This is a genomic window from Methanosarcina soligelidi, assembly GCF_000744315.1.
GTDB lineage: Archaea > Halobacteriota > Methanosarcinia > Methanosarcinales > Methanosarcinaceae > Methanosarcina > Methanosarcina mazei.
The window spans coordinates 1,290,102-1,316,344 of record NZ_JQLR01000001.1 but is presented as its reverse complement, the minus strand read 5'-3'; the positions used below and the strand labels follow the sequence as shown (position 1 = coordinate 1,316,344).

Below are 26,243 nucleotides of genomic sequence, written 5' to 3'. Positions count from 1 at the left end.
GCTCTATTTCAATATAATTTTGGATTTCTTTTTTCATTAAAAGTGTGTGTTTTATCAAAAGAAGGCTGACTGTTCTTCTGTTCTCCTGAGACTTTAAAGTTCTCAAAAAGGGTATCAACCGTCCTCCGGGCAAGCCCGCTGACATTCTGTACAGAGGTACTGACCTGCTGCATTGCAGCTGTCTGCTCTTCAATTGCAGCTGAGGTCTCTTCACTGCTTGCAGCATTTTCTTCTGCTGTTGAAGCGGTCTCACTTATGCTTTTCTCAATATTTTCGATCTTGATAAGTCCTTCTTCCGCAAGCCTGTCAAGCTCAGCAAGCATGAAGTTTATAGTGGCAACAGCATCGACAATCTCATGGCTCTTATTCAGGGCCTGTTTAATGTTCTTGCTCCCATTTTTCGCCTGGCTGTCTGCTGTGTTGATGGCGTCTGTAACTTTTCTGGTCTCTTTCTGGACGTTTGTAACAATCTCATTTATTTCGTCAGTGCTCTTTCTCGAATCTGCTGCAAGTTTCCTGACCTCGTCAGCAACGACAGCAAAACCCCTGCCGTATTCTCCGGCTCGTGCTGCTTCGATAGCTGCATTTAAAGCCAGGAGGTTGGTCTGGTCGGCAATGGACTTGATTTTTCCTGTGACGGCTCCGATGTTATAAACAGCATCATCAAGAGAGTGGACGATGTCTCCCAGCTGGGAAATTCCCGCAACAAGCTGTTCCACTTCTTCGAGCGCCGTATTACTGAGCCCCTGGGCTTCATCGCTGGTTTTGTCAGCATGGGAAGCATAACTGGAAGACTGCGTGGAGGATTCGCTCAGCTTTTTAAAGATCTCCTGAGAAGCTTTTATATCAGAAGCTGCTATGCCTGCATGCCTGGAAAGGTTTTCGGAACCGGTTGCGATCTGCTCTGCAGCAGTTGAGATCTGCTGCATCCCCATGTTCATCTGGTTAACAGCTTCTTCTGACTGGCGGGCTTCTTCAAGAGTAGTAAGCATATCTTCGAGGACATTCTCAATAACAGATTTCAAATTATTGACAAGCCTGTTAAATTCATCAAAAGTATCACCGAAGTCATCGTCTTTGATTTTCTCAAGATGAACGTCGAGAGCTCCTTCACTTATTTTTTGGATTCCGTCTCCAAGATTTTTCAGGCAACTGCTGGTGTAGTTTAAAATTTCCTTGACCTCTGTTTCCCGGTCTTTCATCTCGGTCATATCTGTTATTACCATAAGGCTTCCAGCAATAGTTCCGGTTTCATCTTTTACAGGCACTGCTGAAAGCACGGTAAATAGAGGTTTATCCAGAGCTTTGAATTTGATGGATTTCTCTACATTATAGATACCTTCTCCGGTTTCCATCACCTTCTCAGCAAGCGTCCTTCTGGAACTGGTGTCCAGTAATTCGGAAGGGGACCTGCCAGTGGCTTCGTCAGCACTCTTAAACCTGCAGATTTCCAAAAAATACTCATTAATGTACTTTATTTTCCCGGAAGCGTCCACATAAAGCGCAAGTGACGGCCTGGGTATGCTGCTGACAATCGCCCTCTGTGACTCTTCTCTTCGTTTTATCTGGGGGGTAACGTCCAGAAACACGCCGTCAATATAAGCTATATTGCCATGTTCATCATTCACCAGACGGGCCTGCTCCTGAACAAATACCGTATCGCCACAGGATTTCTGGATCCTGTATTCGACCTGATAAGGACTCCTGGTTTTCATTGAGTTCTCTATAGCAGCATCGATTCTGGAAACGTCCTCCGGAAAAACAATATCTGACCATGAAAGTCTCCTGGAAAGAAATTCCGCTGCCGGGTAGCCGGTGAGTACTTCCACACTTTTACTGATATAACAAATAGGCCATGAAGATTCATTTGAGACTCTGAAAACAGTTACTGGCAGGTTATCTATCAGCCAGCCTGTCTCTATGGTTCCAGTATCTGCATCTTCATTAAATTTATTCGAAGAGTCTGCCGACTCATTCAGTTTTAAATCGCTATTCTGTAAAGCCATGACCAATCTAGCCCCTGAGAAGTTATATATTAACAGATAATATAAATCAAGGGAGTATTTAAGTATATAGGGAAGTATAAAAAGATGCCGGATTTCAGCAGGAAAAACTGGGCAAATATTTATACAAAGAACACCTATTCTTAGTATGGTTCAGTTTGATATCGAATCAAAGCTACTGGGGATCTGCGTACTCATACTAATTATCTATATATTATGCAAACTGATCCCTGTTTTATCATTAGACAGTTAATTTAGAATTACTACATAAAAATTATAATTGTATAAAACTATTTTTTTTCCGGATACACTGCCAGTCAAACCCTTCTCTGTCGAGCGTCAGAGTTCTGAGAAAACTTCCTTTTCTGCTTTCATCGGATAAATTAAACGTTCTGCCGTTTTTTACCGGGAGATTTTCAGGGTTCCTGTGACCATGCACCTGATAGGTATTCTCATTCGTATTTTTGTTGAAATTTTCAGCGACCAGGAAAACGTCTTCAGGCTCTCCCACGCCGTTAATCATCTGTTCAGCACCCATAAAAATCAGGTTTTCAGGAAGGCTGCTCAGGCCTCCGTGAGTTACAAGCACGGATTTGTCATGGAACTTATAGTAAACGCAGGGCACTGTTTTCCCGCATAGTTTAAGGGCATCCTGCAAAGCCCCTTCTCTTTCAAGTTCTTTCAGAATACCTGTGGTATCAGAAAAATCTTCTATCCGTGTCTGCTTCTCACCGGCTGCAGGGCGGCAAAGGCGTTTTTCATTATCTCCTTCAAGCAGAACCACATTATCCCTGCACATGATTGAGACAAGGAACTTAACGACTCTGGAATTTTCATTTCCCCTGCCTGCATAATCTCCAAGAAAGATATACAGGTCATTGTCGCCCAGTCCGCATGAAAGGTATTTCATCAGGGCTGTATAACTGCCGTTTATATCCCCGATGTGGTGAATTTTTTTATAGTTAGAGAAATCAGGAGTATTATACTGCAGCCTTTTGCGGAATTCATGAGGCTTTATTACCGTAACAAATGAAGGTACGCTCTGCCTTTTGATTATAGCATACATCTCTTCTATTACAGTCTCAGGTACGATCTCATATGCAGGCCTTCCCATGTTTCTTTCCTTTGCAAGTTCAGGAGACACATCAGAAAAATCAACGCAAAAAGCTTCATACCTGTAAGCTTTAACAGGAGACCTGTACTTTGCTATGTCAGCATTTCCTGCATTGGTTGCATCAAGGACTGTAAATTCACCCTCTTCCATGCGGCATTTAATAAGCGAATAAATAAGCCCCCATACCCTGCGGTTGATTTTCTGGGAAGTAACTGGTTGTCCGGCAACGGAAAGTACCGGGGGTTTTATAAGAAGCCGGACTGTGTCCGAGGAAATAGTGTAAGGTTCAAGCCCTTCTTCTTTAACAAAAGTCGATTTGCCGGATCCGGGTATCCCCCTCAAAAATACAAGGTACCTCATATGACATCCCTCACTTTTCTTAAATTCTGCTTATTTGATCAATCCTGTATTTTGACCAGTATTTTTGTGTTGACCAGCTCTTCCTGTTTTAACCGGTTCTATTTATTTTAATCAATTTTGCTTAAACGAAAAATACCTGAGTTAATATTACTATTGATTTTTATAATATTTAATTAGATAATTTTATACCATATATTCTGGAAGAAGTGCAGGGAAAAATGGGAGTGGGTGGACTGCACTGACCTGAAAAAACATTGACGAAGCCTGCTTTTAGACCTGGCTGAATTTAAATCCGACCGGTAAGAGCGTTCAGAGGAGTAGAAACCCGGGAAAAATTATACTGGTGAAAAATATGGAAAGCAAGAGGGAATACGATTATATCCTGCCCGGCAGGGCAGAATCATACTGGCTGGCAACTGTACCCGAGCCCAGCTATCCTGCGCTTAAAGGGGACATCAGAGTTGATATTGCAATAATCGGAGGAGGAATAGCAGGGCTCACAACGGCTTACCTGTTAAAAGAAGCAGGTTTTTCGTCCATTGCAGTGATTGAAGCGGGCCGAATCCTGAGAGGAGTTACCGGACACACCACAGCCAAAGTTACATCTCAGCACAGCCTGATCTATGACCGCCTGCTCTCAAAATTTGGAAAAAGGCAGGCGCAGCAGTATGCAGAGTCCAATCAGGCAGCCCTGGAAAAGATAGCTTCGATAGTGGCTTCAAAAAAGATAGACTGCGATTTTGTCCGCAAGCCTTCATATGTCTATGCAGGGTCCGAAGACTCTACCAATAAAATCCAGAATGAAGCTCAGACAGCCCGGAATCTTGGGCTTCCTGCTTCATTTGAAGAAAATCTTCCCTTGCCTTTTAAAACGTATGGAGCAGTCCGCTTTAATAATCAGGCACAGTTCCACCCTGTAAAATACCTCAACGCGCTGGCAGAGCAAATTCATGAGGGCGGATGCCACATCTTTGAGAATACAAGAGCATTGAAAATAGAAGGGGAGGAGCCTGTAACAATAACAACGGATAAGGGGACCATACGCGCACACAAAGTTGTTCAGGCAATGCATTATCCGATCCACGACAGGCCAGGGCTGTTTTTCCAGCGCCTTTACCAGTCCCGCTCATATGTTCTTGGGGTAAGGATTAGAGATCCTTTTCCTGATGGGATGTTCATAAACGCCGAAGAGCCAGTCCGTTCCCTGCGCTCGCAGAGTACGGATAAAGGAGAACTTATTCTCGTGAGCGGAGAGGGCCACAGGACAGGTGAAGAAGAACACGAAATTTCTCGCTACCAGAATCTTGAGAAATGGGTAAGGTCCGTATATTCCGTAGATTCCATTGATTACCGCTGGTCCAGCCAGGATGCCATAAGCATTGACCATATTCCCTATATTGGAAGGCAAACCTCAGGTAATGACAGCATATTTCTTGCAACAGGGTTCAAAAAATGGGGCATGACCATGGGCACGGTTGCAGCAATGATCATTAAAGACATGATCCGCGAGAAGTACAACCCCTGGGAAGAGGTGTATGACCCTTCACGGTTCAAGCCTGTGGAATCGGCTAAAACCCTGCTCTCTCAGGCTGTGGAAGCCACCAAGGGCTTTGTGGGCGACAGGATACTGCCCACTCATAAAGAAGCGTCTCAGATTGGCCCGGAGGAAGGTGCAATCGTCAAAATAGAGGGGGAAAGAGTGGCAGCGTACAGGGACAGAAACGGGGTACTTTATACTCTCGATCCCTCCTGCAGACACCTGGGATGTATCGTTTCCTGGAACGATGCAGAAAAGACATGGGACTGTCCCTGTCACGGTTCTCGATATAAAGCAACTGGCGAGGTAATTCACAGCCCTGCTGTTTACGGGCTTTCGGAAAAGAAAATCAGGGGACAGGACAAAAATAATATTCATACATAAGAAACAATTCGTAATTCCTATTTTTATATGAATATGCTGAAATAATAGTTTATGCCACCAGAAAATAAAAATTCCGATCCCTTTGAGGAATTAAAGTGGAGTGACCTGCAGGACTGGGCAGGAGGGAAGGCAACTGCAAAGGGGATAAAGTACCAGGAAGAAGAGAGGGTTAAAGAGATAAAGCGAACCCCTGAAGGCAGCCTTGTAGCCCTGGTAGAAGGGACATCTGATTATTTTACGGAAATTTTCCTGAAAGACGGGAAATTGAGTTCGGTCTGTACCTGTCCTGTGGGGCACGACTGCAAACATGGGGTTGCAGCGGTACTTGAATACCTTGAACTTGCAGAGCAGGGAGAAGAGGTTCTGATTGCTTCCGAAGAAGACCCTTTCGTTGCAAGAGCCAGACAGGAATATACCGGAGATGAAATCTCTGCCCTCGGAGAAGAAGAGTCATCAGCCAGGGCTCTCCGTGAGTACCTGCAGCGTCTGACCAGGACGGAATTGATCGAAATACTGGTGACATTTGCAGAAAAGGATACCGGGCTTGGAAAGTATCTCAAAGAAAGGCAAACTCTCTCAGCAGAAAACGTGGAAGAAATTGTAGGGGAAGTCTACTCCGAACTTGACGAGCTTCTGGAAGAAGCCGGAGATTTTGAGTATGCGGATTATGAAATGGATGTCCCTGATTTTTTAGACGTGCAGGTAGGGCTGGAAAGCCTGCTCGATTCGGGACACCCTGATGAACTTCTTGATATCGGAAAAGAGCTGATGGACAGATACGAAAAAATTGCGGATTATGATGAAGAAGGGGAGATAGGAACAAAAATATCATTTTGCATGGACGTGGTTTTTAAAGCTCTGACCCGTTCTTCAATTCCTGCTCACGAAAAAATGCTTTATATGCTTGAAATTGAACTCAGAGACAATTACAATATTCTTAATGAACACGGTTTCTGGGAAAAAGACTTTACTCCCGAAGAATGGAGGCGTTTTTCAGAATCCCTTAAGATCAAGCTAAAAGAAGCTGAAAAGACAGAAAATCCCCTTTATGACTCCCTCTGGCAGAGAGACTATGCTGTTGACAGGCTGGTTTATGCTCTTGAAAAATCCGGGCTCTTTGAGGAGGTAATCCCGTTATGTGAAAAAGAAGCCAAAAAAACAGGAAATTACATCCGGCTGGTAAGGGTGCTGCTTGACTCAGGGAAGAGAGAGAAAGCAGAAGAATGGATCTACAGGGGGATTAAAGAGACCAGAGAACATGAAACTGAGACTGCCCATTAGCTCTTGCAGATCCTTCTTGAGATTAAAGAAGGGGAAGGAGACTGGCTTTTTGTGTCTGCCCTTGAAACAGAAGAGTTTTTCAGGCATCCAGACATATCCAGCTATTCTAGCATGCAGGAAGGAGCAAAGAAGGCGGGAAAATGGGAAGAAGTCCGGGAGGCTGCCATCAGGTACCTGAAAAATGGAAAACTCCCAGCCAGTAAGGGTAAAAATAAAGAAAAAGCTTCGATCCTTCCCGGGGTTCTCCCGAAAACAGGGCTTCTGGAGAAGGAGTTATTAAAAAAGATCAAAACTCCTGTATTTGACCTGCTGATAAAGATAGCAATTCAGGAAGAGGACCCACAGGAAGTTATCCACTGGTATGAGGAGCTTAAAAAAAGCGGAGAAGAATCCCAGGGATACTGGCATTCAATCTCCGAAAGCGAAATTGCAAATTCGGTGAAGGAAAAGTATCCTGAAGTTGCGCTTGAAATATGGAAAAGCCTTGCAGAAAAGCTGATTTCGGAAGCAAAAGTGGGCTCGTATGAAGAGGCGTCCGCATACATTAGAAAAATAAAAGAAACATTCGAAGCCAGCGGAAAAAAAGAAGAATGGGAGAATTATCTCTCTGAGATAAAGGAGGCAAACAGCCGTAAAAAGAAGCTTCTTGGGATTCTGGATACACTTGGAGAAGACAGGATCATAAAGGTATAAATAATAAGAGGAGAAGCATCAGCATCTCCTCTTTAAAGTCAGGAATACACAGGTAAGCAGCACCATAAACAGGTAAGCAGCACCAATGAAAATCTAAAATCCAAGCCTTCTGCATTCTCATTTTCATTAAAAATAGGAAGAAAATGAGTATTTAAATAACCGGAGATATTTTTATTCTTCAACCGGTTTTATACTTAACTTGAATCATTCTATATACATTTTTTTACATGATTTATGTATTTCAGAATTAATTTTTATCAGCATTTGAGAGAAAAGCCAAAAGCCTTTGTAGCTATTTCCGAGTCATTTCTATTTTTTGCCTCAAAAAAACACTACGTTACGCCGTTTCAAAGAAGAGAAAAAATAATTCATACATGGCAACTGTATAAATTATCGCGCTTGTGCAGGTGAAACTGGAGCATTAAGTTTATACAGAAAACTATTAAATAATTAAGATTCATACTAATTATCAGTAAATTTAGACAATGTTGAGATCATATAGGAAGCTTTGGGAAGAGGTAGAAGTATTAGAGATTATACTTCCCTATTTGATCTCAGGCAAATATATCAGATTATAAATAGGGAAGAGGAGTGGGGAATTTGAGGATTTTAACTAAATCCGGGTACTGGAAACCTGCCTGATCACATTTAGCGGAGTTGCAGCATCCTGTAACTGTGGATTAACGAGTATATTACCCTGTTTACCGGGAAAAATATAGAGATAATGCTCTGCAGTTTTTTACCTGAGTGAGAAGGGTGCTTTTATGGAGACAGATCAGTACATAGTGGGTACTGTAGAGATGGTCTGGATCTTTAAGAGGGATAAATCCACGTTTACCAATGCGATTTCTGCCTCCAAATAAATGTGCTGTTTTATCTGAAGATATCTCGCATAGCTGTGATTATGATCTTTTGCCGGTTGTGAACCACAATGAAGAGATCCGTCAGATCAGTGCATAAAAATTGAGATTTCCAGAATAAAACAGATGCCTGCTATCATAGGTTTGCGTTAAAATTTCCCTTTAAAATCTGTTACCAATTGAGCAGTCAGCTCAGTAAGATGCTTGGTGGGGTTCGAGATGGTTAAAGAACGTATCGGAGATTTTGTAAAATTTCAAAAAACAGAAGTAATAAATCGACCGGAGACTATATTTGGAAGAAAAGAGAAGAGCGATAAAAAATTCTCTGATTCTTCCGGCAATAGCGTAAATAAATTGATACCTGTTGCCTCATTAATTCTGGCTGTATTAATCACTCTTTCAATCGGATTATTTCTTTACGAGGGAATTAACCACTTAAATAATGGTACTCCCGGCAGTGTTACTATCCTGGAAGAACCAGAGCTTCTTGACGCACTGAGGAATGCGCAGGATAGAGGAGTTCTTCTTGCAATGCATGGATGGGCACATGAAGATTATTCAACTCTAACGCCATTGCAGATAAAAGAAAATATAGAAAAAGGAAAATACGTCTTTGAAAAAGCCGGGATTGTTCCTGTGGCATTCATCCTTCCAGAAGAACCTATTCATGGAACAATAGATGCATCACTAAAACGGGAAATAGAGAGCAACGGGATCCCAACAGAGTTACCTGTGCTCGAAACCGATGGAACCTACAGGAACGAATATACATGGAACTGGCGTGAAATGGAAAGTTTAGAAGATTCCCGATACCAGGAGGCTTCTGAGCAAATAAGGGAGGATAATCCGACAACGATTCTGCTCCATGCACAGGACTGGAATCCTTATACGAAGCAGTTTATCACTGATTACTTATCATCGACCAATGAGAGAAATATCACCATCAGGGTAGATGATGTCGAGGTGAATACCAGACCAGAAATGGTCTCTGACATGGCCCAGTTGACCCAATACGAATCAGTTGGACAGGTTGCATTTGCAGTAATTCCTGCGGGAGCAGGAAAAGGAGACAACCCTGCTATCGGGAACATAAATATAAACAGGATTATGGGGGTTTACTTCTGGTTCTTTATCATAACCTCATTGTTGCCACTTTCATTTTTTGCAACATGGAAATTGTTATCGAAGTGGCACAAAAATAGGAAACAAAACAGGTATTTACTTGAGGATGGCCGAGATCCAAAAGATCCAAACACGAAAGGTCCAATATTAGTCTCCGTTATTTCCCCGGCTTATAATGAAGAGAAATCAATAGGGAAATGCCTTCAATCTATTCTTAATCAAGACTATAAGGGAAAAATGGAAGTGATCGCTGTTAATGACGGCTCCAGCGATCGAACTGCAGAGATTATTTCAAAGTATCCTGTAAAACTTCTCGACCTTAAAGTTAACGGAGGAAAAGCAAACGCTCTTAATAAAGCTATTGAGATTGCAAAAGGAGACATTCTGATCTTTACGGATTCAGATTCTTATATGGCACCGAATGCTGTGAGTTCTCTGGTGAAATGTCTCAATGAGAATGAAGAAGCCCAGATGGTGGCAGGAAACGTGTTTATTCATGATAACCGGGGAAAAAAAGGAATCATGAAGTATTTCCAGATGATTGAATATCGTACCGAACAGGAGATTATCCGCCACCTTCAGGGCTTGTCAGGCAGCATCCTTGTATGCCCTGGCCCTCTCACTGCTGTCAGGCGCAAAGTGTGTGATGTAATTAGCTTCAGTAACGAGACCATAGTTGAAGATGCTGACTTTACGATTAAGGCTCTTAAAAACTCAATTAAAATTATTCAAGAACCAGAAGCAATAGTCTACACTGACGCACCTGAGACTGTTAAAGGGTGGTATAAACAGAGGAAGAGATGGTGGTATGGAAATCTCCAGTTATGGAGACTCCACAAAAAATGGGCAATGAAGAATCCGTGGATGATATTCAATTATTCAGGATATATAACAGGGATTTGTTCAATCATCCTGATCATGTCAATACCATACTTAATCCTTCAGTATGACAACATTCCAATGATACTGATGAGTGGAATCCTGTGCCTTGCATTCTCTATAATGCTGTACATTATATATATTGGCCCATTATTTGCCACAGACAAAAGATTATTACTAATGTTGATACCTTATGTATTGATCTATGCAACAATAAAAGTAGTAGTAATCAGCAGCCTTTTCCTGTGCTACCTGACAGGTAAAGGAGTAAAAGTTAAATTCGGTGCAAAGAGCTTTGTGGTGAGGTAATGAAAAAAGACTACAAAAAATATTTTTTAGCAGGGCCAATACCCTTAATTTTAGTTATAATTCTATTTTATTTACACCCGGTTAACGAAGGTCCTCCGCGATCAGAATATTCGGAAGGAATATGGAATAATTGTAATTTTACAAAACCTGCTGAAGAGTGGTCTGCGGCTGCTAAGAGGTTTGGGGGAGAAAATGCAGTGATTGATCTGGTCGTTGCCCAGGCTCATGCAAATGAGCTTACATACCTGCCATATCCTTTTGAAAAAAGTGAAAATGTTTACAGCTACAGTCAGACTGATCAGGTAGAGCCACACCTTAAAAAATTCGATGAAGATGGCTTGAAGGTGATCCTTTCAATTCAGCCTAATAATGCTGATGTAGCAGATTTGATTGACATTATACTTACAAGGTATGGTCATCATGAAAGCATAATAGGTGTAAATATTGATATGGAATGGAAATTGACCGGGAACCCGTGTCATGTCAGCAATGAAGAGCGTAACCTCTGGTTAAACAGGGTCCAAAAATACAATCCGGAATTTAAACTGTTTCTGACTTATTTTAAAGATTACACCTATTTCCCAGATGATGCAGAAGATGTTGTCATCCTATATGATGGAGAGAAAGCTACTCAAACAACACTCATGAGAGAATATGGAAATCTTGCGAGCCATTATACATCAGCAGGAATATATACAGGTTATTCCTCCAGCACCCCGCCAACAGCATCTCATGATAGTATCATGGCTGCAGCTCCGAATACGCAGTATATCTTGCATATAGTCTGATAAATATTGGATATCAAAATATCTCTACTTTGAAACTTAAATACGGACCATAATGCCTTCAGAGAATGAATAAAGGACGGATCATCAGGAAACGAAGTGGAAGTAAAGCAAATTTTTATATATAAAAAACGCTCAATAAAAATTGAGTTTGGTGAGTTAACCTGGATTCTGATTTCTGGTTTTGATTCAAAAAAACAGTCCGAATACAATAAAGAATGCTATTTGAATAAGGAGTGGAAATTAATGGTAGCAAAAGTCAACAAAGAAGAATGCACCGGATGCGGGACCTGCGTAGATGAATGTCCTGTAGAAGCAATCATTATTGACGAAGATGAAGGTTGTGCGGTAGTGGATGAGGATGAATGTGTAGACTGCGGGGCCTGTGAAGATGTCTGTCCCATAGGAGCCATAAAGGTCGAATAATACAGGATTTACAGTTAAAGATACACTCTGAAAAAGAAACCTCACCAATTGAATTAAGGAAAAAGAATGGGAAAGCTGAAAAGTATATTTTTCAGCTCTTCAGGGCATTTTCCCATTCAGACTCCCTTTTTTTTACATTTCGCCGGTTTATTCCACTTGAAGAAGGCAGAACCTTTGTCTCATAGCCCATTGCACTGAGAACCGGCTCATATCTTCCTGATGCCTTGCCATTAAAAAATACCTTCTTCAGTTCCGGTGCCATCTCTTTTAATTCAGAAAACTGATTTACCTCTTCTTCTCTTATGTTTGAGTCCTGGCTTCCTTCCCTTTTTCCGGCTTTAAAAACATCCCAGAGCCCTATTCTGTGGCGTTTGAGAGTTATAAGCCTTGTTTCATAATCCATATCCTGGAGATTCTCTCCTATTGCATTACCGACCAGCCTCCAGAAATCATTGCCCGGATGCCCGTAATACTGCCGCCTCCTCAAAGACTCGTCGCCGGGAAGTGACCCCAGAATAAGAATCTCAGTATTATTATCGAGAACTGGAGGAAACCCTCTTTTTATCATGGTAAAGAAAACTTGATTCGGAAATATTTTAATTTTTAGAACCTAAAAAAAGTGAATTAGTGTAGAGTCCCTATTAAATTAGTGTAAAACCCATTTTGAATTCTTATTGAATAAGTATTGGATTTTTAAAATCCAATACCGGATCAAATCTTTATAACCTGCTCAGACATGTCCTTATAGTAGTCGAAAAGTTCCCTGCCCCATTCAAGAGCGCTTTTTTCAAAGCTTACCATCTCGTGGTTATAATATCTCCCGTCTTTTGAGATCATGGATAAAGAAATGAACCGGTCGGTAATAATGCTGGAAGCGAGATCAATCCTGTCGCCACAAACAAAAAGGGAAGTATTCTCCATATTCAGGAACTCTTCTACACCTTTCCTGTAGTCACGGACCAGCTTCCTGTATATTGGCCTTTCAAGGACAAGAGATACCTCAATCCCTTTTTGCGCGAGATCCAGATAAAGGCCTGGATATCCCGGACGGAAAAACGAAGATATTTCCATTACTATTCTGGACTTGTAAAGTGGGTCCATAATTTCCGGAGGGTAATCGAAGATATGCGTTCTCTCAGGTACAAGTTCTCTGCAGGTGCCCAGTTCCCCGATTCTGTCCAGCAGGTGAGCAGGAAGAGTACGCAGGTTCTGCCTTGCCCAGTAATCATGGTTCTCATCAAATACCTGGAAAGTAGAGAGAAGCGGCTCCATTTTGGGGACTATAAGTTTCCCTTTTACAGAGAGTTCGTAACTATCTTCGTTCTGCACCAGCAGCCCATCTTTAAGAAGTATACGGATCTGAGCCATAATAGGGCTGGAACTGACTTCAAGCTCGGTCTTTATCTTTTCAATCGTTTTTGGCCCGTTCTTCAGGAGCAGAAGCAAATTTTTCCTTTTGTCCGAAAAAAAAATGGTGTCTATTAACTGCAGTTCCATACTCATTCTATTTAGCCTCCCTCCGGAAAGGAGTTTGATATCAATGTAATAAGATGATTAATTCGGGATTTAAATCTCCAAACATGTATTAAAGCTGTTGACACGCCAGTATTTCAGGCATCTCAGTATTTCGAGCCCGTCATTATTCGAGCTCGTTATTGAGATCATTATTATCCGAGCTCATCATTATCCAGACTCATTATTGAGATCGTCATTATTTAGTGAAAGCTTACAAGCTGGGATTCGACAAATGTCTCGTTTTCTGACGTGCATATAAAACTGTCAATGATTTTCTCGCTTACAACCTTTAAAGCCCTTGATTTGTAGAAATCAAAGAGCTCTTTTGCCCAGGAAATTGCCTGAGGCTCGGTACAGTGCATATACTCATGATAGAACCTGCCCTGGTCGTCAAAGAGAGAGATCATCATCCCACGGTCGGAGACGATGAGTTCGGCAATCTTCACTCCATCCTTACAGACAGAAAGTTCGGTATTGTCCATTGTGGTGAATTTACGTATTTTCCGTTCATAGTTATGGAGAAACTTTTCGAGCACAGATTCCGTAAAAATAAGTGAAACATCGGACTCAAGTCTTGCAAGCTTCAAAAAGAGAGGAAGGAATTCAGGCCTGTAAAAAGAGGAAAATACCATAAGATAGCGGGAAGAAGAAAAGAAGTCCAGAAGTTCTGTATTCGGTTCGAATATCTGGCTGGGATCCGCTTTGATGGGGTTGCAGTCCTTGATGTCTCCTATCCTGTCAAGAAGGTACTGAGGGATTCCATCCAGGTCGTGTTCCATCCAGTAGTTGTCTTTTTCAACGAGGCAAAGTACATCTACAAGGGACCTGACTTTTTTGAATACCTGCTCTCCCATATCTGTTAATTCATAGCTGCCATTTTTCTGGATAACCAGGTCACTGTCTGCAAGCCTTTTGATCTGAGGTAAGATAGCTGTGGGAGAAACATCGAGGAGAACTTTAATTTCTTCCATTGTTCTGGGTTCTTCTCCAAGGAGCAGGAGTAGATCCCTTCTTTTCTGGGAACGAAATACTATATCTATTAACTCAGGTTGAATTCAAACCACCTCTATCTTGTTTTTTGTAAATGTAAAATATATGATCTTTTTATGATCTTGCGGCACAGAAAATTTGCCGCAGGGAAGAAAAATTTGAGACCCTTTCGCTTTCTCTGCGGGCTGAACAGGAGGAAAAGTTTGTGCCATATTTGGAGGTAACCGATAAGCAGAGATATATAAAAGCGTTTGGATTAATAATTTACAAACCTGAGGGAAGTTAAACAGAGAAATTAAAAAAGTTAGACGGAAAAGGAGAAATTAAAGAAAAAACAGCAACATAAGCCGGAATTTAAAAAGGAAAAGACATTGAAAGTTTATAAATTAGTTTTAGAATTTACAGAGATCTGGCAAATAAGAACATTGAAATTTTTGAACCGCTTTATCTGAATAATGGCATTGTTTAAAAAAAATTAAATTGTTTTAATTCACATACATAGTGAAATCATTGAAACTGTCACCCAGAATTCACTTCAAAAATTTAGAGCTCTTTTATCAAAAAATAAAAGTCCAGAAAATATGAGGGCAGTAAGTCGCAAAGTAGCCTCAAAATTTTAGACCCTGCATTTTTTCGTAAAAATCAGGAAAAAATTTCCGTCGGTTATGGTATATGTGATGATTTCCCCTAATTATGATGTAAACACATGCCAGTGTACTGACATGCAATACATTAAAAAAGGAAAAGTTCCGGAAAACAGGAGAAAGAAGATTTTTTCACCGGTACATACCGTAGAGATCTGGAATTTAGCCCTTCAAAGAAGAAAAACTCCAGATAAGAGTATTGCCACGGAAAAATAGCTTTACAGAGGCAAAACCGGAACCTCCAGCACCTTATGAACCCGGAAACTGCAGATTCGGAGAGGCAAGGACCTTTTTGTTAAAATCTAAATGGAGGTTTAGAAATATGTTGGACTTTACAGAGGCAAGTCTGAAAAAGGTATTAACCAGATACAATGTAGCTCTGGAAAAGGCAATGACGCCAGAAGACGCCGCCGAAGAGCTCTATCCTAAGGACGAACTTATTTACCCGATTGCAAAAGCTATCTTCGAAGGAGAAGAAGACGACGTAATAGAGGGTCTCGAAGCAGCAATTAAAGCAGGCAAGGACCCAATTGCTCTTATCGATGACGCACTCATGGTCGGCATGGGCGTTGTCACAAGACTCTACGATGAAGGTATCATTTTCCTCCCCAATGTCATGATGTCCGCTGACGCCATGCTTGATGGTATTGAATTCTGTAAGGAAAACTCCGAAACTGCTCCTGTAACAAAGGGAACTGTTGTCTGCCACGTCGCAGAAGGTGACGTTCACGACATCGGGAAGAACATCGTTACAGCCCTCCTCAGAGCAAACGGCTACAATGTAGTTGACCTCGGAAGGGACGTTCCTGTCGATGAAGTTCTCAATGCAGTTGCTGAAAACAACCCAATCCTGGTCACAGGTACTGCACTCATGACCACCACCATGTATGCATTCAAGGAAGTTAACGACAAACTTCTCGAGAAAGGATACAAGATTCCATTCGCATGCGGTGGCGGAGCAGTTAACCAGGACTTCGTATCCCAGTATGCACTCGGTGTATATGGTGAAGAGGCCGCTGACGCCCCCAAGATTGCTGACGCAATCGTTGCAGGTACCACAGATATTGCAGCATTAAGAGACAAATTCCACAAGCACTGAGGTGAGTGAAATGGCAGCAACAAGATTCACTAAGATGGCATACGCAAGCGCGGACGAAATGACCTTCGGCGTATCCAAGTACCCTGTAAAAGCAGGACTCGGCCTTGAAATCGGTGCAGGTTACACAATTCCTGAAGTTAACTACGCCCCAAGACCAGAAGCCGGCGCATCCAAGGAAAAACTCATAAAAGAATACGAGAGGATCACCACTGACATCATGGCCAGAATGGTCCAGGTCGGTTTCCCGGCAGTTATCCTCGAAACAGAACACGTTCAGCAGATGTCCAACAACCCCTCCTGGGGAGCAGAAGTTGCACACGCCCAGAAGACCATCATGGAAGAATACCACGATGAATACGGCATAAAGTGCGCACTTCGCCACACAATTGGTGACATCCGTGAGAACAGGGACTTCCTCCAGCTCAGAGGCGACAAGTACTCCATCTTCCTCGAAGCATTCGAAGAATGCGCAAAGGCTGGCGCAGACCTCCTGTCTGTTGAATCAATGGGTGGTAAGGAAGTATTCGACTACGCAGTTCTCAGGAACGACATCGCTGGTATGCTCTACGCAATCGGCTGTCTCGGGTCCATTGACATGGAACTCATCTGGTCCGACATCTCCGCAATCGCAAAGAAGACCGGAACTGTTTCTGCTGGTGACACAGACTGTGCCCAGGCAAACACAGCAATGTTCATCGGCGGTGGACTGCTCGACAAGAACCTCGCACACACCCTCGCAATCCTCGCAAGGGCAATTTCCGCACCCAGGTCCCTCGTTGCATACGAGTGTGGCGCTGTTGGTCCAGGAAAGGACTGCGGATACGAGAACGTTATCATTAAAGCCATCACCGGTATGCCAATGACCCAGGAAGGTAAGACCTCCACCTGCGCTCACTCTGACGTAATGGGTAACCTCATTATGCAGTGCTGTGACTGCTGGTCCAACGAGTCTGTTGAATACCACGGTGAATTCGGTGGTACAACCGTTCAGTGCTGGTCCGAATCCCTTGCATATGACTGCGCACTCATGAACACCGCTCTTGAAACCAAGAACGACAAAGTACTCAGGGACCTTCTCATGCTCTCCGACAGGTACAGAGACCCACAGGCCTACGTGCTTGCATACGACAACGCATACAAGGTCGGTCAGGCAATCGTCAAAGACGGAGACAACATCTACCTTAGAGCAAAGAACGCTGCAATCGCATGCTGCGACATCGTCAGCGAAGGTGCAGCAGGCAAGCTCGAGCTCTCCAGGTTCGAAACCAAAGCACTCGCAGACGCAAGGGCATCCCTGGACTCCCTCACAGACGATATGGACAAGTTCATGGACGACTGCCTCACAAAATACAAGAGCGAAGTTAAAGTCTTCCTCCCGGAGAACTACGGCTTCTAAGCCTCCAGTTCTCTTTTTCTTTTTTCTTTAAATTCACTTACTGCACTTTTATCCTCATTTTTTGAAATGAAAAATATAGTGTAGCCTCTATAGCTCCTGCATCATCCCCACATGCTTTTCTATTATCTATAAATCGACTCCCGTTTTCCGCCATACATGAAGTCAGGAAAAGGCTGCTTCGCAAAAAACAGCGACAAAACTTAACAGGCTGGATGTTGAGTTCTCAGACTTCCTGTAACAGTGAGACCACATTTACAACGTATTAACAAACAGACATGAAGACGTTGCGGTCTGGAAACAGGGATTATTCGGGGAAAACAGACTAATAAATTTAATAATGTTGGAGTGCATATTCAATAATATGATATTGCCAGAAAATACAATAATCAAATTGATACTGGTTACGATAGTTATTTTCGGCATAGCAACCTACTTCCTGTTAGCCAAATTATACGGATTAGCAAAATTATACTTATGGCCTCAAGATAGGAGAGAACAGTAAACGATTCATGACAGGATTTCCTGTAAATCAAAGGAGAAACATGCCCCCTGGATATGATTGCAACAACATCAGGCTTCGGATTTCAGGTTGATCCATGCTAACTTTTTTACCTCCACACGCAGGCTCTTCACTCCATCCAATATGAAGAAAAAACCCGAAAACGCCATCAAGTTACAAAATTTCTATAATTTTATAGACAACAGTTGCAATGAAAAGTACCAGCAGTGGTCCGATCACCATATTTAAAGAACTTATTATAGTTTTTCTTTGCACTTCCGATACTGAGAGGATATCCTTGAGCAGGAGAAATAAAACCAATCCGAATACAATTGCGTATTCAAATACAGGAATTCCGGTTGTGTTTACCATTGAGACAGCACTGGATATCACACTTACTAGCATTTAAACGCCTTCGAATGAGTTTATTCTATGAAACCTTTGAAAATCTTCAATTCCATTATGTCGATGAATTAAAACATTGAGAGTTAATTTCAACGTCCGTAGAATTCGAATATTGGAATTGAATTTAATAACTCTGTGTGAAACTATCCCCCACGTTCTGATTTATTAAGCAGAATAAGTAAATAAATTCAATAGAAAAAACTATTCTGAGGTTTAATAGTTACATAAGATATTGACTATTTGAAAGATTACAAAATATTTTTTGAAATATTCCGTAATTGTAATTTGAAGATGTATTATTCTATAATTATAAATTAGAAATGTGTGAATCCATAATTATAATTTAGAAGTACTTTTTCTATTTTTCTGTTATTAAATACTGGAAATTTACCCTATTAGATCAAAACCTGATCATGACCTGAAACCGGTAGAACTCAAGAAATAGCCGAGTGCACATAAAAAAGTTTAGAGATTGGAAGACATCTGGGTCTTCCCTCAGAAATGGTTCATATTTGATTATCGAGGTCTATTGGGTGATAGTCTATGTAAGTATAATTTTCGTGATCACTCCAGGACTCTGAAACTCCCAATCCCAGCTCAGCGGCATAAGATTGGACAAGACCTGTCGCCTGTGAACCTACTTCTCTTCTAACATAATCTACCATGACCGAGTCTGTTGCTACGGGGTCAACTCCAAAGAAAAGTGTTTCCGGAGGCTTGTTTCCAAATGACTTCCATAATGTAGGCGGACCATAATTAATATCGGGATTACCCATTATGCCATCACCTACAACTAATCTTGTTTTTTCTCTAAAAACTGGATTATTATTGATATCTGCCAAAAGTTTTGCAAATGGCTGAGCATTATGTGCAGGATCATCGCCCAGAGCATCGGCAGTATAATACACACTTCCAAAATTATTTTTTAGACTAAAAGTTACTCTCCCAACACTCTTCATTCCATGTCCTTTTAACTGAGGCATATTAATTATATAAGTTGCATCAGCAAACACTTGAGCAGGTCTTATTTTTTCATCATATGCTGTGCTTGTAGATGCATATACAGAGTCATCTGGAACATAACCGGTCACTGAAACGTTTGGTCTTCCTTCAATGTATGCCTCACAATTTTGATTTATATAGTACTGCACTCCCTTATCTTCAATTCTTTCCCTAAATTTATCATGTATAGGCCTTGATGGGTCAGTTATCCATATTTTTTCCGAAGGGACACCAGCAGACTTCAATCCCCTTATTACGGAATTTACAACTGCAGCATAATTAAGCATATTTGTATTGGAATCATCATTATAATAGAACCCATTAGAGGAAAAATGCCAGTTATTATTAAAATTCACTTTAATTACAACTGACTGCCCGGCAGTATATGGAATTATCTTTCTCCATCCTTCTTGAGGAGATGTTGTTCCAGTCAATTCCATAATTCCAGAATCTACCATTTTATCAATTTCAGTTTGATTCATGTAGTTATTAGGATTTCCCTCTCCTTCCCAGGTAGAAGCATTTGAATTATGAACTGTTACAACTCGATGAGGAGAAGGTAAATCATATGCAGCCGGAATTGTTGTAAATTCAATTTGACCAGATTCAGATTCAATGGAAGAATTTATTCTAGGTCCAGATTCTACAGGAGAGGCTACTGGCCCATTAAAGTAATTCGTAGTTAAAAATACTCCAAATCCAAATATAGAAGCCAGGATTAATGTAAACAGAGATAATCTACTAAATTTAAAATCCTGAGTGAAAAAACCTCTAATTTTTGTTAGAAACAAATAAAGTGGAGAAGCTACTGCAACTATTACAAATGTACTCAGGTTTGTAGCAGCAACTCTCTGGCAGGGATAAACAATTCTTGAGGGTTTGGTTCCTGACTTATATATTAACCAAAATAAGCTTGCAAGAGCTACGAAGAAAAAACTGGATTCAATTTTGTGCCACAAATGTTTTATCCTGTATTTCAAAGGAATTTTTCCAGAATGGCCATGATTATGGGAACGGACTTTATCATGAGGATTATTACAATGAGTAGTTGTAAAATCTTTCATATGATCTCCGGATGTTATTCATTATAATTACGGATGTAGAGCAAACTTTCAGATTATGTTAAGTACTCATAGTCATTTTTTTGCATCAAATTACAAATTTAAAAGCACATAGGTTTAGAAACTGGAAAGTAAATAAACTTAATAGAAGAAATATTCCTTACAGTTTGTATCATTACTCAATAATTAAATTTACTTCATTGGATAGTGAAAGTTAGAAAATAAATATTCAAATAATGAAACTAAATTAAAAAATCTTATTGATCTGAGAATAAAACCGTTTTTTTGGATGAGATTCACAATAGTTTGCATGCTTATCCTCTTTACAGTAAAAATGTAATTAAGAATATAAATCGAAGATGTAACAACAGATTCCGGGAAATCTGTCCATTCCCGGAAGCTGCAGGAAATTCCAGTTAAATAAACAATACCCGAACGGGAAGCTAAGTATTTAAAAACGCTCATGATATTCTTGGAATAACATGCCCAAAAAATGAAAGTATCTGGAAGTACTTTCATGCCAAATTAATAGAAAAGCTTTAAAACTTCAGGAATTAGATCATCTCTATAATATTTAATTTGAGCAAGGTTCAATTCATTTATATTTATTGGAATTATTTCTCTATTTACCTGAACTTCAGATTTATAGTCTGTTCGTTTAATACCAAACACTTCAAAGTCGGATCCTAAGATAATTATCGAGAGATTATTTATAAAATCTGAAAATGGTATGTATCTAATAAAACGAAAATCTTTTGTGAAGCTTTCACGGTTAATTACAGGATTAGATGTGATATCATTTATTGTTTCCATATATTCATTAGATGTGCGAAAATGATGTGTAATTCCAATTCTTGCTGCTCTATTAACCTTTGTGATAAATAATTTTAGCAATGATGACACACAGGGTTCTTTGATGATAATTAGTCCATTTGGGGAACAAACTCTCCAGATTTCATCTAAAAGAGATTTAGGATCATTGATGTGATGAAGAGTCTCCTTGCAAAATACTATATCGAATGATTGATCCTTAAAAGGTAGCACTGTACAGTCAGTAATCACTCTTTCAAAATAACATTCTTTTACTACCTTATCTGATGCAAAGATAAATTCCGGACATATCTCTGTGGCGGTTACATCATAACCCCTACTCGCAAACTGCCAAGCCTGAAAACACCCCCAACCGGACCCGATATCTAATACCTTTCTTCTATTCATAGAGTTCTCATCAAAAGCTTCTATGTAATCGATAATCTGCTTACCTTTTTGAGAACTAGACTTTGCAAAATTTATATGAGGTTGCAGATCATTAGCAGTAGAAGTCCATTCATTTTCAGCATTGATCTCTTTTATTCTTTCTTCCTTATGATCAAGCTTTAGACCAAAAATAGAAACTCCTTCTTCGATATCAAAATTTAAATGACAATTTATGCAATGAAGGCTTCCTTTAGTGACATTATCCATCTCATTTTGAATTTCATTTAATTGAAGATTTCCCAGGCAACGTGGACAGGATAAAGTATTCAAAAAACTTTTATACACAATAAACCCCCTTTTATTACTAAACGTGATTAACTATATTAATATTAAAGAATAGGGAATAAGAAAAATAGTTATACTAGCTATTATTTAGGAGGATATTTCCTTTTTATATCACATTTTTTTGAATAAAATTTTTATTATTTTTTAGAGGAAAAAGTGTAAACCTCCGAATGTATATCTGAGGGCATATAAGCGTTAGCTTCAAAACATTTAACTGTTATTGCTTCTGCTAAATTATTTTTCGTATTAAGAATCTGTGATAGTAATTGCTATCACCACATTCGAACAACCCACAGAGAAAACCAGGCAAGAGGACTGTAAAGAGAACTGTATAACAGGGAATCTCCTATACCTGAAAGAACCGGGATCATTAAGGCGTAGAAAGCCAAAAGATATAAAGCATCTCAAGTGCAGTTTCATGCCCATATATCCTATTCCCCCTTGAGAACGGAAGGAGCCTGCATGAATTCCTAACAGTACAGGACTTTTGGTACACTGCCAAAAATTATGGAATTAATCAAAAATAAAGTCTTCAGGTCTTACCAAAAACTGTAGTATTCCTAATTATAACCATTACGAGCCATAGGGTTCTGCGAGTTCACTTTATTGCTACCAATTGTGCCATAACATTATTGCAAAAATTGTAAGTCTTACATTTGTGTAATTTATGTAATACTGTTACATCGCTTTTATCAATAAATTCTGGAACCTGGCCTTCCTGAACACCTGAATTATAATTATTAACGCTCCAATTCCGTAACTGATTATCCAGGCATATCCGATCCCTTCAATTCCAAGAACAGGTATAAGCAGATAAGCCAATCCTATTAACAAAACAAAAATTATTCCGCTAAGTAATGTAATTTCCTTAGTATCTTTCTGAATTCTTTTTATTGCAAAATAGATATTATTCACCACTACAAAAAAGCTGGCAAAAATCATTAGCGTGAAAACACCTAAACCCCCTGCAACATAATCCTGCCCAATAAATCCGAGTATCAAGCTGCCACATAAGTAGAAAAATAACGCAATTGGGGTTAGAAGCAAAAATATAATGACAAGTGATTGAATAACGGTTTTTTTCAGTGATTGACCATTACTCCCTTCAACAAACAAAGATGTACTGATAGATTCTGGAATCATAAATAATAAAGACACAATCCCAAAGACAATGTAGTAATAAGCTGCCTGTTCAACCAGATGCATATTCAGGATCATAATTGGCAATAACGTATTCGGAACAGTCATAAACAAACCTGTAAGGAAGTTCCCGGCAGAGAAATTAAAACTATCAGCCAAAAATTTACGGTCTATTTTCAGTTTTAGATCAGTCCCGGACTTCAAAATTAGAACTAAAGAAATAAAAAATGCAATAAAGAATGAGGCACCCACCGCATAGAAAATTCCAATAGCTCCCAGAGAGATAAATAGTATCACGAACAGAACTCTGGAACCCACAATCAGGTTCAAATACAATTGAAATTCTGCTTCTCTAATCGCGACAAAAAAGATACCCGCCATGAATATTACTGAGCTCGAAGTAAGTGATATGAAGTAAAAAAGAGTATATAGTGGTGATCTTAAAAAAGAGAGTTCTGGTGAAAAAGAATTTATCCCTGATATAAATATTAAGCCAAAGATTAATGCAATTAATGTTGAAATAACTGTAGATGTGCTGAAAACCTTACACTTATCATGCGTGGGAAAAAAACGGATAATTGAATAATCAAGGCCAAATCTTGATAAATTAACAATTAATGTCATTGAGGACATAATTCCAGTTGCAATTCCCACATCGCTTGCGGAATAAAATTTTGCAGCCAGAAACCAGAAAATAAAGCCAAAACCTGCAGTAGATATACTTGAGAGCATGAGAAAAAAAGCATTTTTAAATAAAGAGTCATGAAGGAAGTTAATGTGATGTATTTTTGTTTGAATGTATGAAATCATTGTCGAACTCCTTCATTTGTCATTAGTTTAATAGTTTTCTTGCCTGCTTATTACGATCCCTGTGCAAAATTGTTTTTTACTCCGCCAGATATAAATGGGATTTTTCACTATTATATATTTTATTAGAATTTTTTAATGTGGAATTATAAAATAATGTGTCTTGTAAATCCACGTCTTCTTCACCATCTTCTACTTTATCCACGGAATATTTCCCGAGAAATAAATATGAATTATATAGTGTTGTTGTGTTTGTTTGAATTGGGATTAAATCCTTTGAGTAGAAATTTTCTGCGACTAATAAACCATCTCTGCTCTTTATAGTATCCCACTGGTTGAATACAGCTATTCTATTATGCTCATTCTCGTGAGATTTGAGCCAGTCAACTCCACAAATCTCACTTTCAGAATAAACAGGCCAACCGGAATTTGGATTTATATTTATACAGTAGCCCGGAAGTGGGTATCCAGTCATCCAAAATATAAATCCGGAATTAAATACAAAAAAGATCATTAAAAATATAGAAAAACAGAGCCTTGCCTTTTTAGAGAGATTAGTTTTGTGATTATTATTAATAGCTTCGTTTCTGGTTAATGTGGATTCAAAAATTAAATTTAGATTTCCATTTTCTTTATTACGATAAATCCTTTTAGAAATAATACGCGCATACACACTATTTAGATTTTTTACACAGAAACTATACCCCCAAATTGATAAAGGAGATAATAAAATCAAAGTTATTTGCAAAATTCTATCGAGTCCCATTCCATAAGTTTTAAAGAATTGGACAAAGAGAAACGCATAAAAAATAATTGTAAGTAGAGAAATCTCAAAGGATTTAGTTTTTTTATGCATAATAGATAACAATAGATTCAAGACCCCGATAGATATAAAAAACTGGAGAATTAAATGTATTAACATATAAATAACCCATAATATTCCATTAGAGAGATATGACAGATAAGCTGAAGCTGATCTACCATCATCATTTGCTTGAAATATATCCTTTATACCACTTAGAAAGTGATACCCAACCTGAGTGATAACCTCAAATACATCTCCAGCTGAGATATAGATATACCAGCTGAATGTGAGTACAGAAAACAAAAGAGTATAGGTTGGTGTTAAAAAGGAGGTATCCGCATTAACTCTAAATCTGCTCATCATGGATACAAAAATAAGAGAAAACACAAAAAAATAACTTATACCATAATGGGATACCACTAAGGAAAAAGAAAATATAAAAAGAAGAATTCTTTTTTGAGTATTAAAAATACTTAGAATCAAAATAAGCGCTAGAAATAGCTCTGCAATATGCTGTTTATCGGGCATATCTTTATAAAATCCATAGAAAAATATGAATACGAATACTGATAGCATTGCTATTTCAGAGTCTATTTTGTAATTTCCAAAATCCAGTTCTTTATAGACATAATATAAGGCAAGAGGGGTTAACGAGAAAAAAAATGGGAATATTATCTTGAAAACCCATATAACGTTTAAATCACAAATTAAAGAATAAACTGGACTTAAAATAGTGAATAAAAGGAGAGGTACCATGGTTTTATTACCTGGATTCCATATGCCATTTTCTAGGACGTATTTTGAAGTATGTGCTTCATAAAATATATCATAAGACCATAAATGAGTTGAAATTAAGTTCATATTATACAGTATTGCGAGTGAAATGGATAAAATCATAAAAGGATAAAGGTCCCTTGAGATTCTATCTAAAGCGATTAATATGGGGGATAATGATATTACAAAAAGTAATATCAGAACAGGCACATTGAAATTATAATGATTCACAGATTCTGTTCCAAATATACTGAATAAAGGCAGGAGAATCAAATAGAATAACATCGGAGAAAATGTAATACGTAACTGATTTTGAGATGAATTGAATTCTTTATCCCTGAAATAACAAATAATCATCAAGACTAAAATTGAAATATTTAAAGAATAGAAAAGAGGAAAAGTTGAAATTGGCTTTGAAACCCCAATATATGGAAGAAACATATTCACAGTAAATCCAAAGATCATAATAAAAGAAAGACTCAAACCAACAGCTAATAGAAGGGTTACCACTCTATCGATATCATGTACTTTAAAAATTCTTAAGATAATGTATCCGGGAATGAAGGTAAGAATAACAAATCCGAGTATTTTCGACAATATTTCTATGCTATATAAAGGCACATTTGAGATAAAAGAAAAATCATAAGCTACCAGAATAGACCATATAAATAGATTAAACCTTCTTGTACTCCAATCGTTTAATCTAAATAAGTCAGGTATTATCATCAGATGGTCCCTCTTCTGGTAAGATAATTAATCCTCAAATAAGAGAAATTTAATTTTTTTTATTTAAGAGTGTTGTTTGTATAAA

The 26,243-nt window shown here is 39.2% G+C and carries 18 protein-coding genes; 8 read left to right on the top strand and 10 right to left on the bottom strand.

What is annotated here, in order from left to right; all coding sequences use genetic code 11:
* Positions 1–8: 8 nt before the first annotated feature.
* Positions 9–2,006: a methyl-accepting chemotaxis protein gene (locus tag M886_RS05765; protein ID WP_048050854.1), complete on the bottom strand. Its 1,998-nt coding sequence runs from the start codon at positions 2,004–2,006 to the stop codon at positions 9–11.
* A gap of 271 nt (positions 2,007–2,277) precedes the next feature.
* Entirely contained in the window at positions 2,278–3,477 is a 1,200-nt protein-coding gene (locus M886_RS05760; RefSeq protein ID WP_048050853.1) for an AAA family ATPase, read from the bottom strand.
* Positions 3,478–3,829: 352 nt separating this feature from the next.
* Between M886_RS05760 and M886_RS05755 the strand changes: the two genes are divergently transcribed.
* From M886_RS05755 to M886_RS05735, 6 genes are all read left to right on the top strand, one after another.
* On the top strand, positions 3,830–5,398 hold the full coding sequence (locus tag M886_RS05755) for an FAD-dependent oxidoreductase (protein ID WP_048038383.1): 1,569 nt from the start codon (positions 3,830–3,832) through the stop codon (positions 5,396–5,398).
* A 51-nt stretch (positions 5,399–5,449) separates the two neighbouring features.
* Entirely contained in the window at positions 5,450–6,679 is a 1,230-nt protein-coding gene (locus M886_RS19075; protein ID WP_235203881.1) for an SWIM zinc finger family protein, read from the top strand.
* A 3-nt stretch (positions 6,680–6,682) separates the two neighbouring features.
* Positions 6,683–7,372: a hypothetical protein gene (locus tag M886_RS19070; protein ID WP_235203880.1), complete on the top strand. Its 690-nt coding sequence runs from the start codon at positions 6,683–6,685 to the stop codon at positions 7,370–7,372.
* 1,079 nt (positions 7,373–8,451) lie between these two features.
* Positions 8,452–10,542 (top strand): bifunctional polysaccharide deacetylase/glycosyltransferase family 2 protein, encoded by a 2,091-nt coding sequence (locus M886_RS05745; protein ID WP_048050852.1) that lies wholly within the window; start codon positions 8,452–8,454, stop codon positions 10,540–10,542.
* Positions 10,542–11,330 (top strand): hypothetical protein, encoded by a 789-nt coding sequence (locus M886_RS05740; RefSeq protein WP_084685049.1) that lies wholly within the window; start codon positions 10,542–10,544, stop codon positions 11,328–11,330. Before M886_RS05745 ends, M886_RS05740 begins: the two co-directional genes overlap by 1 nt.
* Before the next feature lie 243 nt (positions 11,331–11,573).
* Positions 11,574–11,753: an indolepyruvate ferredoxin oxidoreductase subunit alpha gene (locus M886_RS05735; protein ID WP_011033595.1), complete on the top strand. Its 180-nt coding sequence runs from the start codon at positions 11,574–11,576 to the stop codon at positions 11,751–11,753.
* Between the two features lie 91 nt (positions 11,754–11,844).
* Here the strand turns inward: M886_RS05735 and M886_RS05730 are convergent, their stop codons facing one another.
* From M886_RS05730 to M886_RS05720, 3 genes are all read right to left on the bottom strand, one after another.
* Positions 11,845–12,321, bottom strand: a complete 477-nt coding sequence (locus M886_RS05730; protein WP_053228870.1) for a DNA-deoxyinosine glycosylase — start codon at positions 12,319–12,321, stop codon at positions 11,845–11,847.
* A gap of 143 nt (positions 12,322–12,464) precedes the next feature.
* On the bottom strand, positions 12,465–13,256 hold the full coding sequence (locus M886_RS05725) for a helix-turn-helix transcriptional regulator (RefSeq protein ID WP_048050851.1): 792 nt from the start codon (positions 13,254–13,256) through the stop codon (positions 12,465–12,467).
* A gap of 212 nt (positions 13,257–13,468) precedes the next feature.
* Positions 13,469–14,302, bottom strand: coding sequence for a helix-turn-helix transcriptional regulator (locus M886_RS05720; protein ID WP_449288744.1), 834 nt, complete (start codon positions 14,300–14,302; stop codon positions 13,469–13,471).
* 922 nt (positions 14,303–15,224) lie between these two features.
* Here M886_RS05720 and mtaC point away from each other — a divergent pair.
* Both mtaC and mtaB read left to right on the top strand, forming a co-directional pair.
* Positions 15,225–16,001, top strand: coding sequence for a methanol--corrinoid protein MtaC (gene mtaC, locus M886_RS05710; RefSeq protein ID WP_015411985.1), 777 nt, complete (start codon positions 15,225–15,227; stop codon positions 15,999–16,001).
* A gap of 10 nt (positions 16,002–16,011) precedes the next feature.
* Positions 16,012–17,397 (top strand): methanol--corrinoid protein co-methyltransferase MtaB, encoded by a 1,386-nt coding sequence (mtaB, locus tag M886_RS05705; protein WP_048050848.1) that lies wholly within the window; start codon positions 16,012–16,014, stop codon positions 17,395–17,397.
* A 673-nt stretch (positions 17,398–18,070) separates the two neighbouring features.
* Here the strand turns inward: mtaB and M886_RS05700 are convergent.
* From M886_RS05700 to M886_RS05680, 5 genes are all read right to left on the bottom strand, one after another.
* On the bottom strand, positions 18,071–18,301 hold the full coding sequence (locus M886_RS05700) for a hypothetical protein (protein ID WP_235203879.1): 231 nt from the start codon (positions 18,299–18,301) through the stop codon (positions 18,071–18,073).
* Positions 18,302–18,807: 506 nt separating this feature from the next.
* The gene (locus tag M886_RS05695; RefSeq protein ID WP_048050847.1) at positions 18,808–20,367 is read right to left on the bottom strand and encodes a DUF362 domain-containing protein; all 1,560 of its coding nucleotides are present in this window, start codon (positions 20,365–20,367) and stop codon (positions 18,808–18,810) included.
* A gap of 522 nt (positions 20,368–20,889) precedes the next feature.
* Positions 20,890–21,906 (bottom strand): methyltransferase domain-containing protein, encoded by a 1,017-nt coding sequence (locus M886_RS05690; RefSeq protein ID WP_048050846.1) that lies wholly within the window; start codon positions 21,904–21,906, stop codon positions 20,890–20,892.
* Between the two features lie 678 nt (positions 21,907–22,584).
* A complete protein-coding gene (locus M886_RS05685; protein ID WP_048050845.1) occupies positions 22,585–23,856 on the bottom strand; it encodes an oligosaccharide flippase family protein in 1,272 nt (423 codons plus the stop codon).
* 76 nt (positions 23,857–23,932) lie between these two features.
* Positions 23,933–26,158 (bottom strand): DUF2206 domain-containing protein, encoded by a 2,226-nt coding sequence (locus tag M886_RS05680; protein ID WP_048050844.1) that lies wholly within the window; start codon positions 26,156–26,158, stop codon positions 23,933–23,935.
* Positions 26,159–26,243 lie beyond the last annotated feature (85 nt).

Bases quoted from the DNA above. Each gene is read 5' to 3' on its own strand.
- M886_RS05765 (WP_048050854.1), bottom strand. From the start codon at position 2,006: ATGGCTTTACAGAATAGCGATTTAAAACTGAATGAGTCGGCAGACTCT.
- M886_RS05760 (WP_048050853.1), bottom strand. From the start codon at position 3,477: ATGAGGTACCTTGTATTTTTGAGGGGGATACCCGGATCCGGCAAATCG.
- M886_RS05755 (WP_048038383.1), top strand. From the start codon at position 3,830: ATGGAAAGCAAGAGGGAATACGATTATATCCTGCCCGGCAGGGCAGAA.
- M886_RS19075 (WP_235203881.1), top strand. From the start codon at position 5,450: ATGCCACCAGAAAATAAAAATTCCGATCCCTTTGAGGAATTAAAGTGG.
- M886_RS05745 (WP_048050852.1), top strand. From the start codon at position 8,452: ATGGTTAAAGAACGTATCGGAGATTTTGTAAAATTTCAAAAAACAGAA.
- M886_RS05740 (WP_084685049.1), top strand. From the start codon at position 10,542: ATGAAAAAAGACTACAAAAAATATTTTTTAGCAGGGCCAATACCCTTA.
- M886_RS05735 (WP_011033595.1), top strand. From the start codon at position 11,574: ATGGTAGCAAAAGTCAACAAAGAAGAATGCACCGGATGCGGGACCTGC.
- M886_RS05730 (WP_053228870.1), bottom strand. From the start codon at position 12,321: ATGATAAAAAGAGGGTTTCCTCCAGTTCTCGATAATAATACTGAGATT.
- M886_RS05725 (WP_048050851.1), bottom strand. From the start codon at position 13,256: ATGAGTATGGAACTGCAGTTAATAGACACCATTTTTTTTTCGGACAAA.
- mtaC (WP_015411985.1), top strand. From the start codon at position 15,225: ATGTTGGACTTTACAGAGGCAAGTCTGAAAAAGGTATTAACCAGATAC.
- mtaB (WP_048050848.1), top strand. From the start codon at position 16,012: ATGGCAGCAACAAGATTCACTAAGATGGCATACGCAAGCGCGGACGAA.
- M886_RS05700 (WP_235203879.1), bottom strand. From the start codon at position 18,301: ATGCTAGTAAGTGTGATATCCAGTGCTGTCTCAATGGTAAACACAACC.
- M886_RS05695 (WP_048050847.1), bottom strand. From the start codon at position 20,367: ATGAAAGATTTTACAACTACTCATTGTAATAATCCTCATGATAAAGTC.
- M886_RS05685 (WP_048050845.1), bottom strand. From the start codon at position 23,856: ATGATTTCATACATTCAAACAAAAATACATCACATTAACTTCCTTCAT.
- M886_RS05680 (WP_048050844.1), bottom strand. From the start codon at position 26,158: ATGATAATACCTGACTTATTTAGATTAAACGATTGGAGTACAAGAAGG.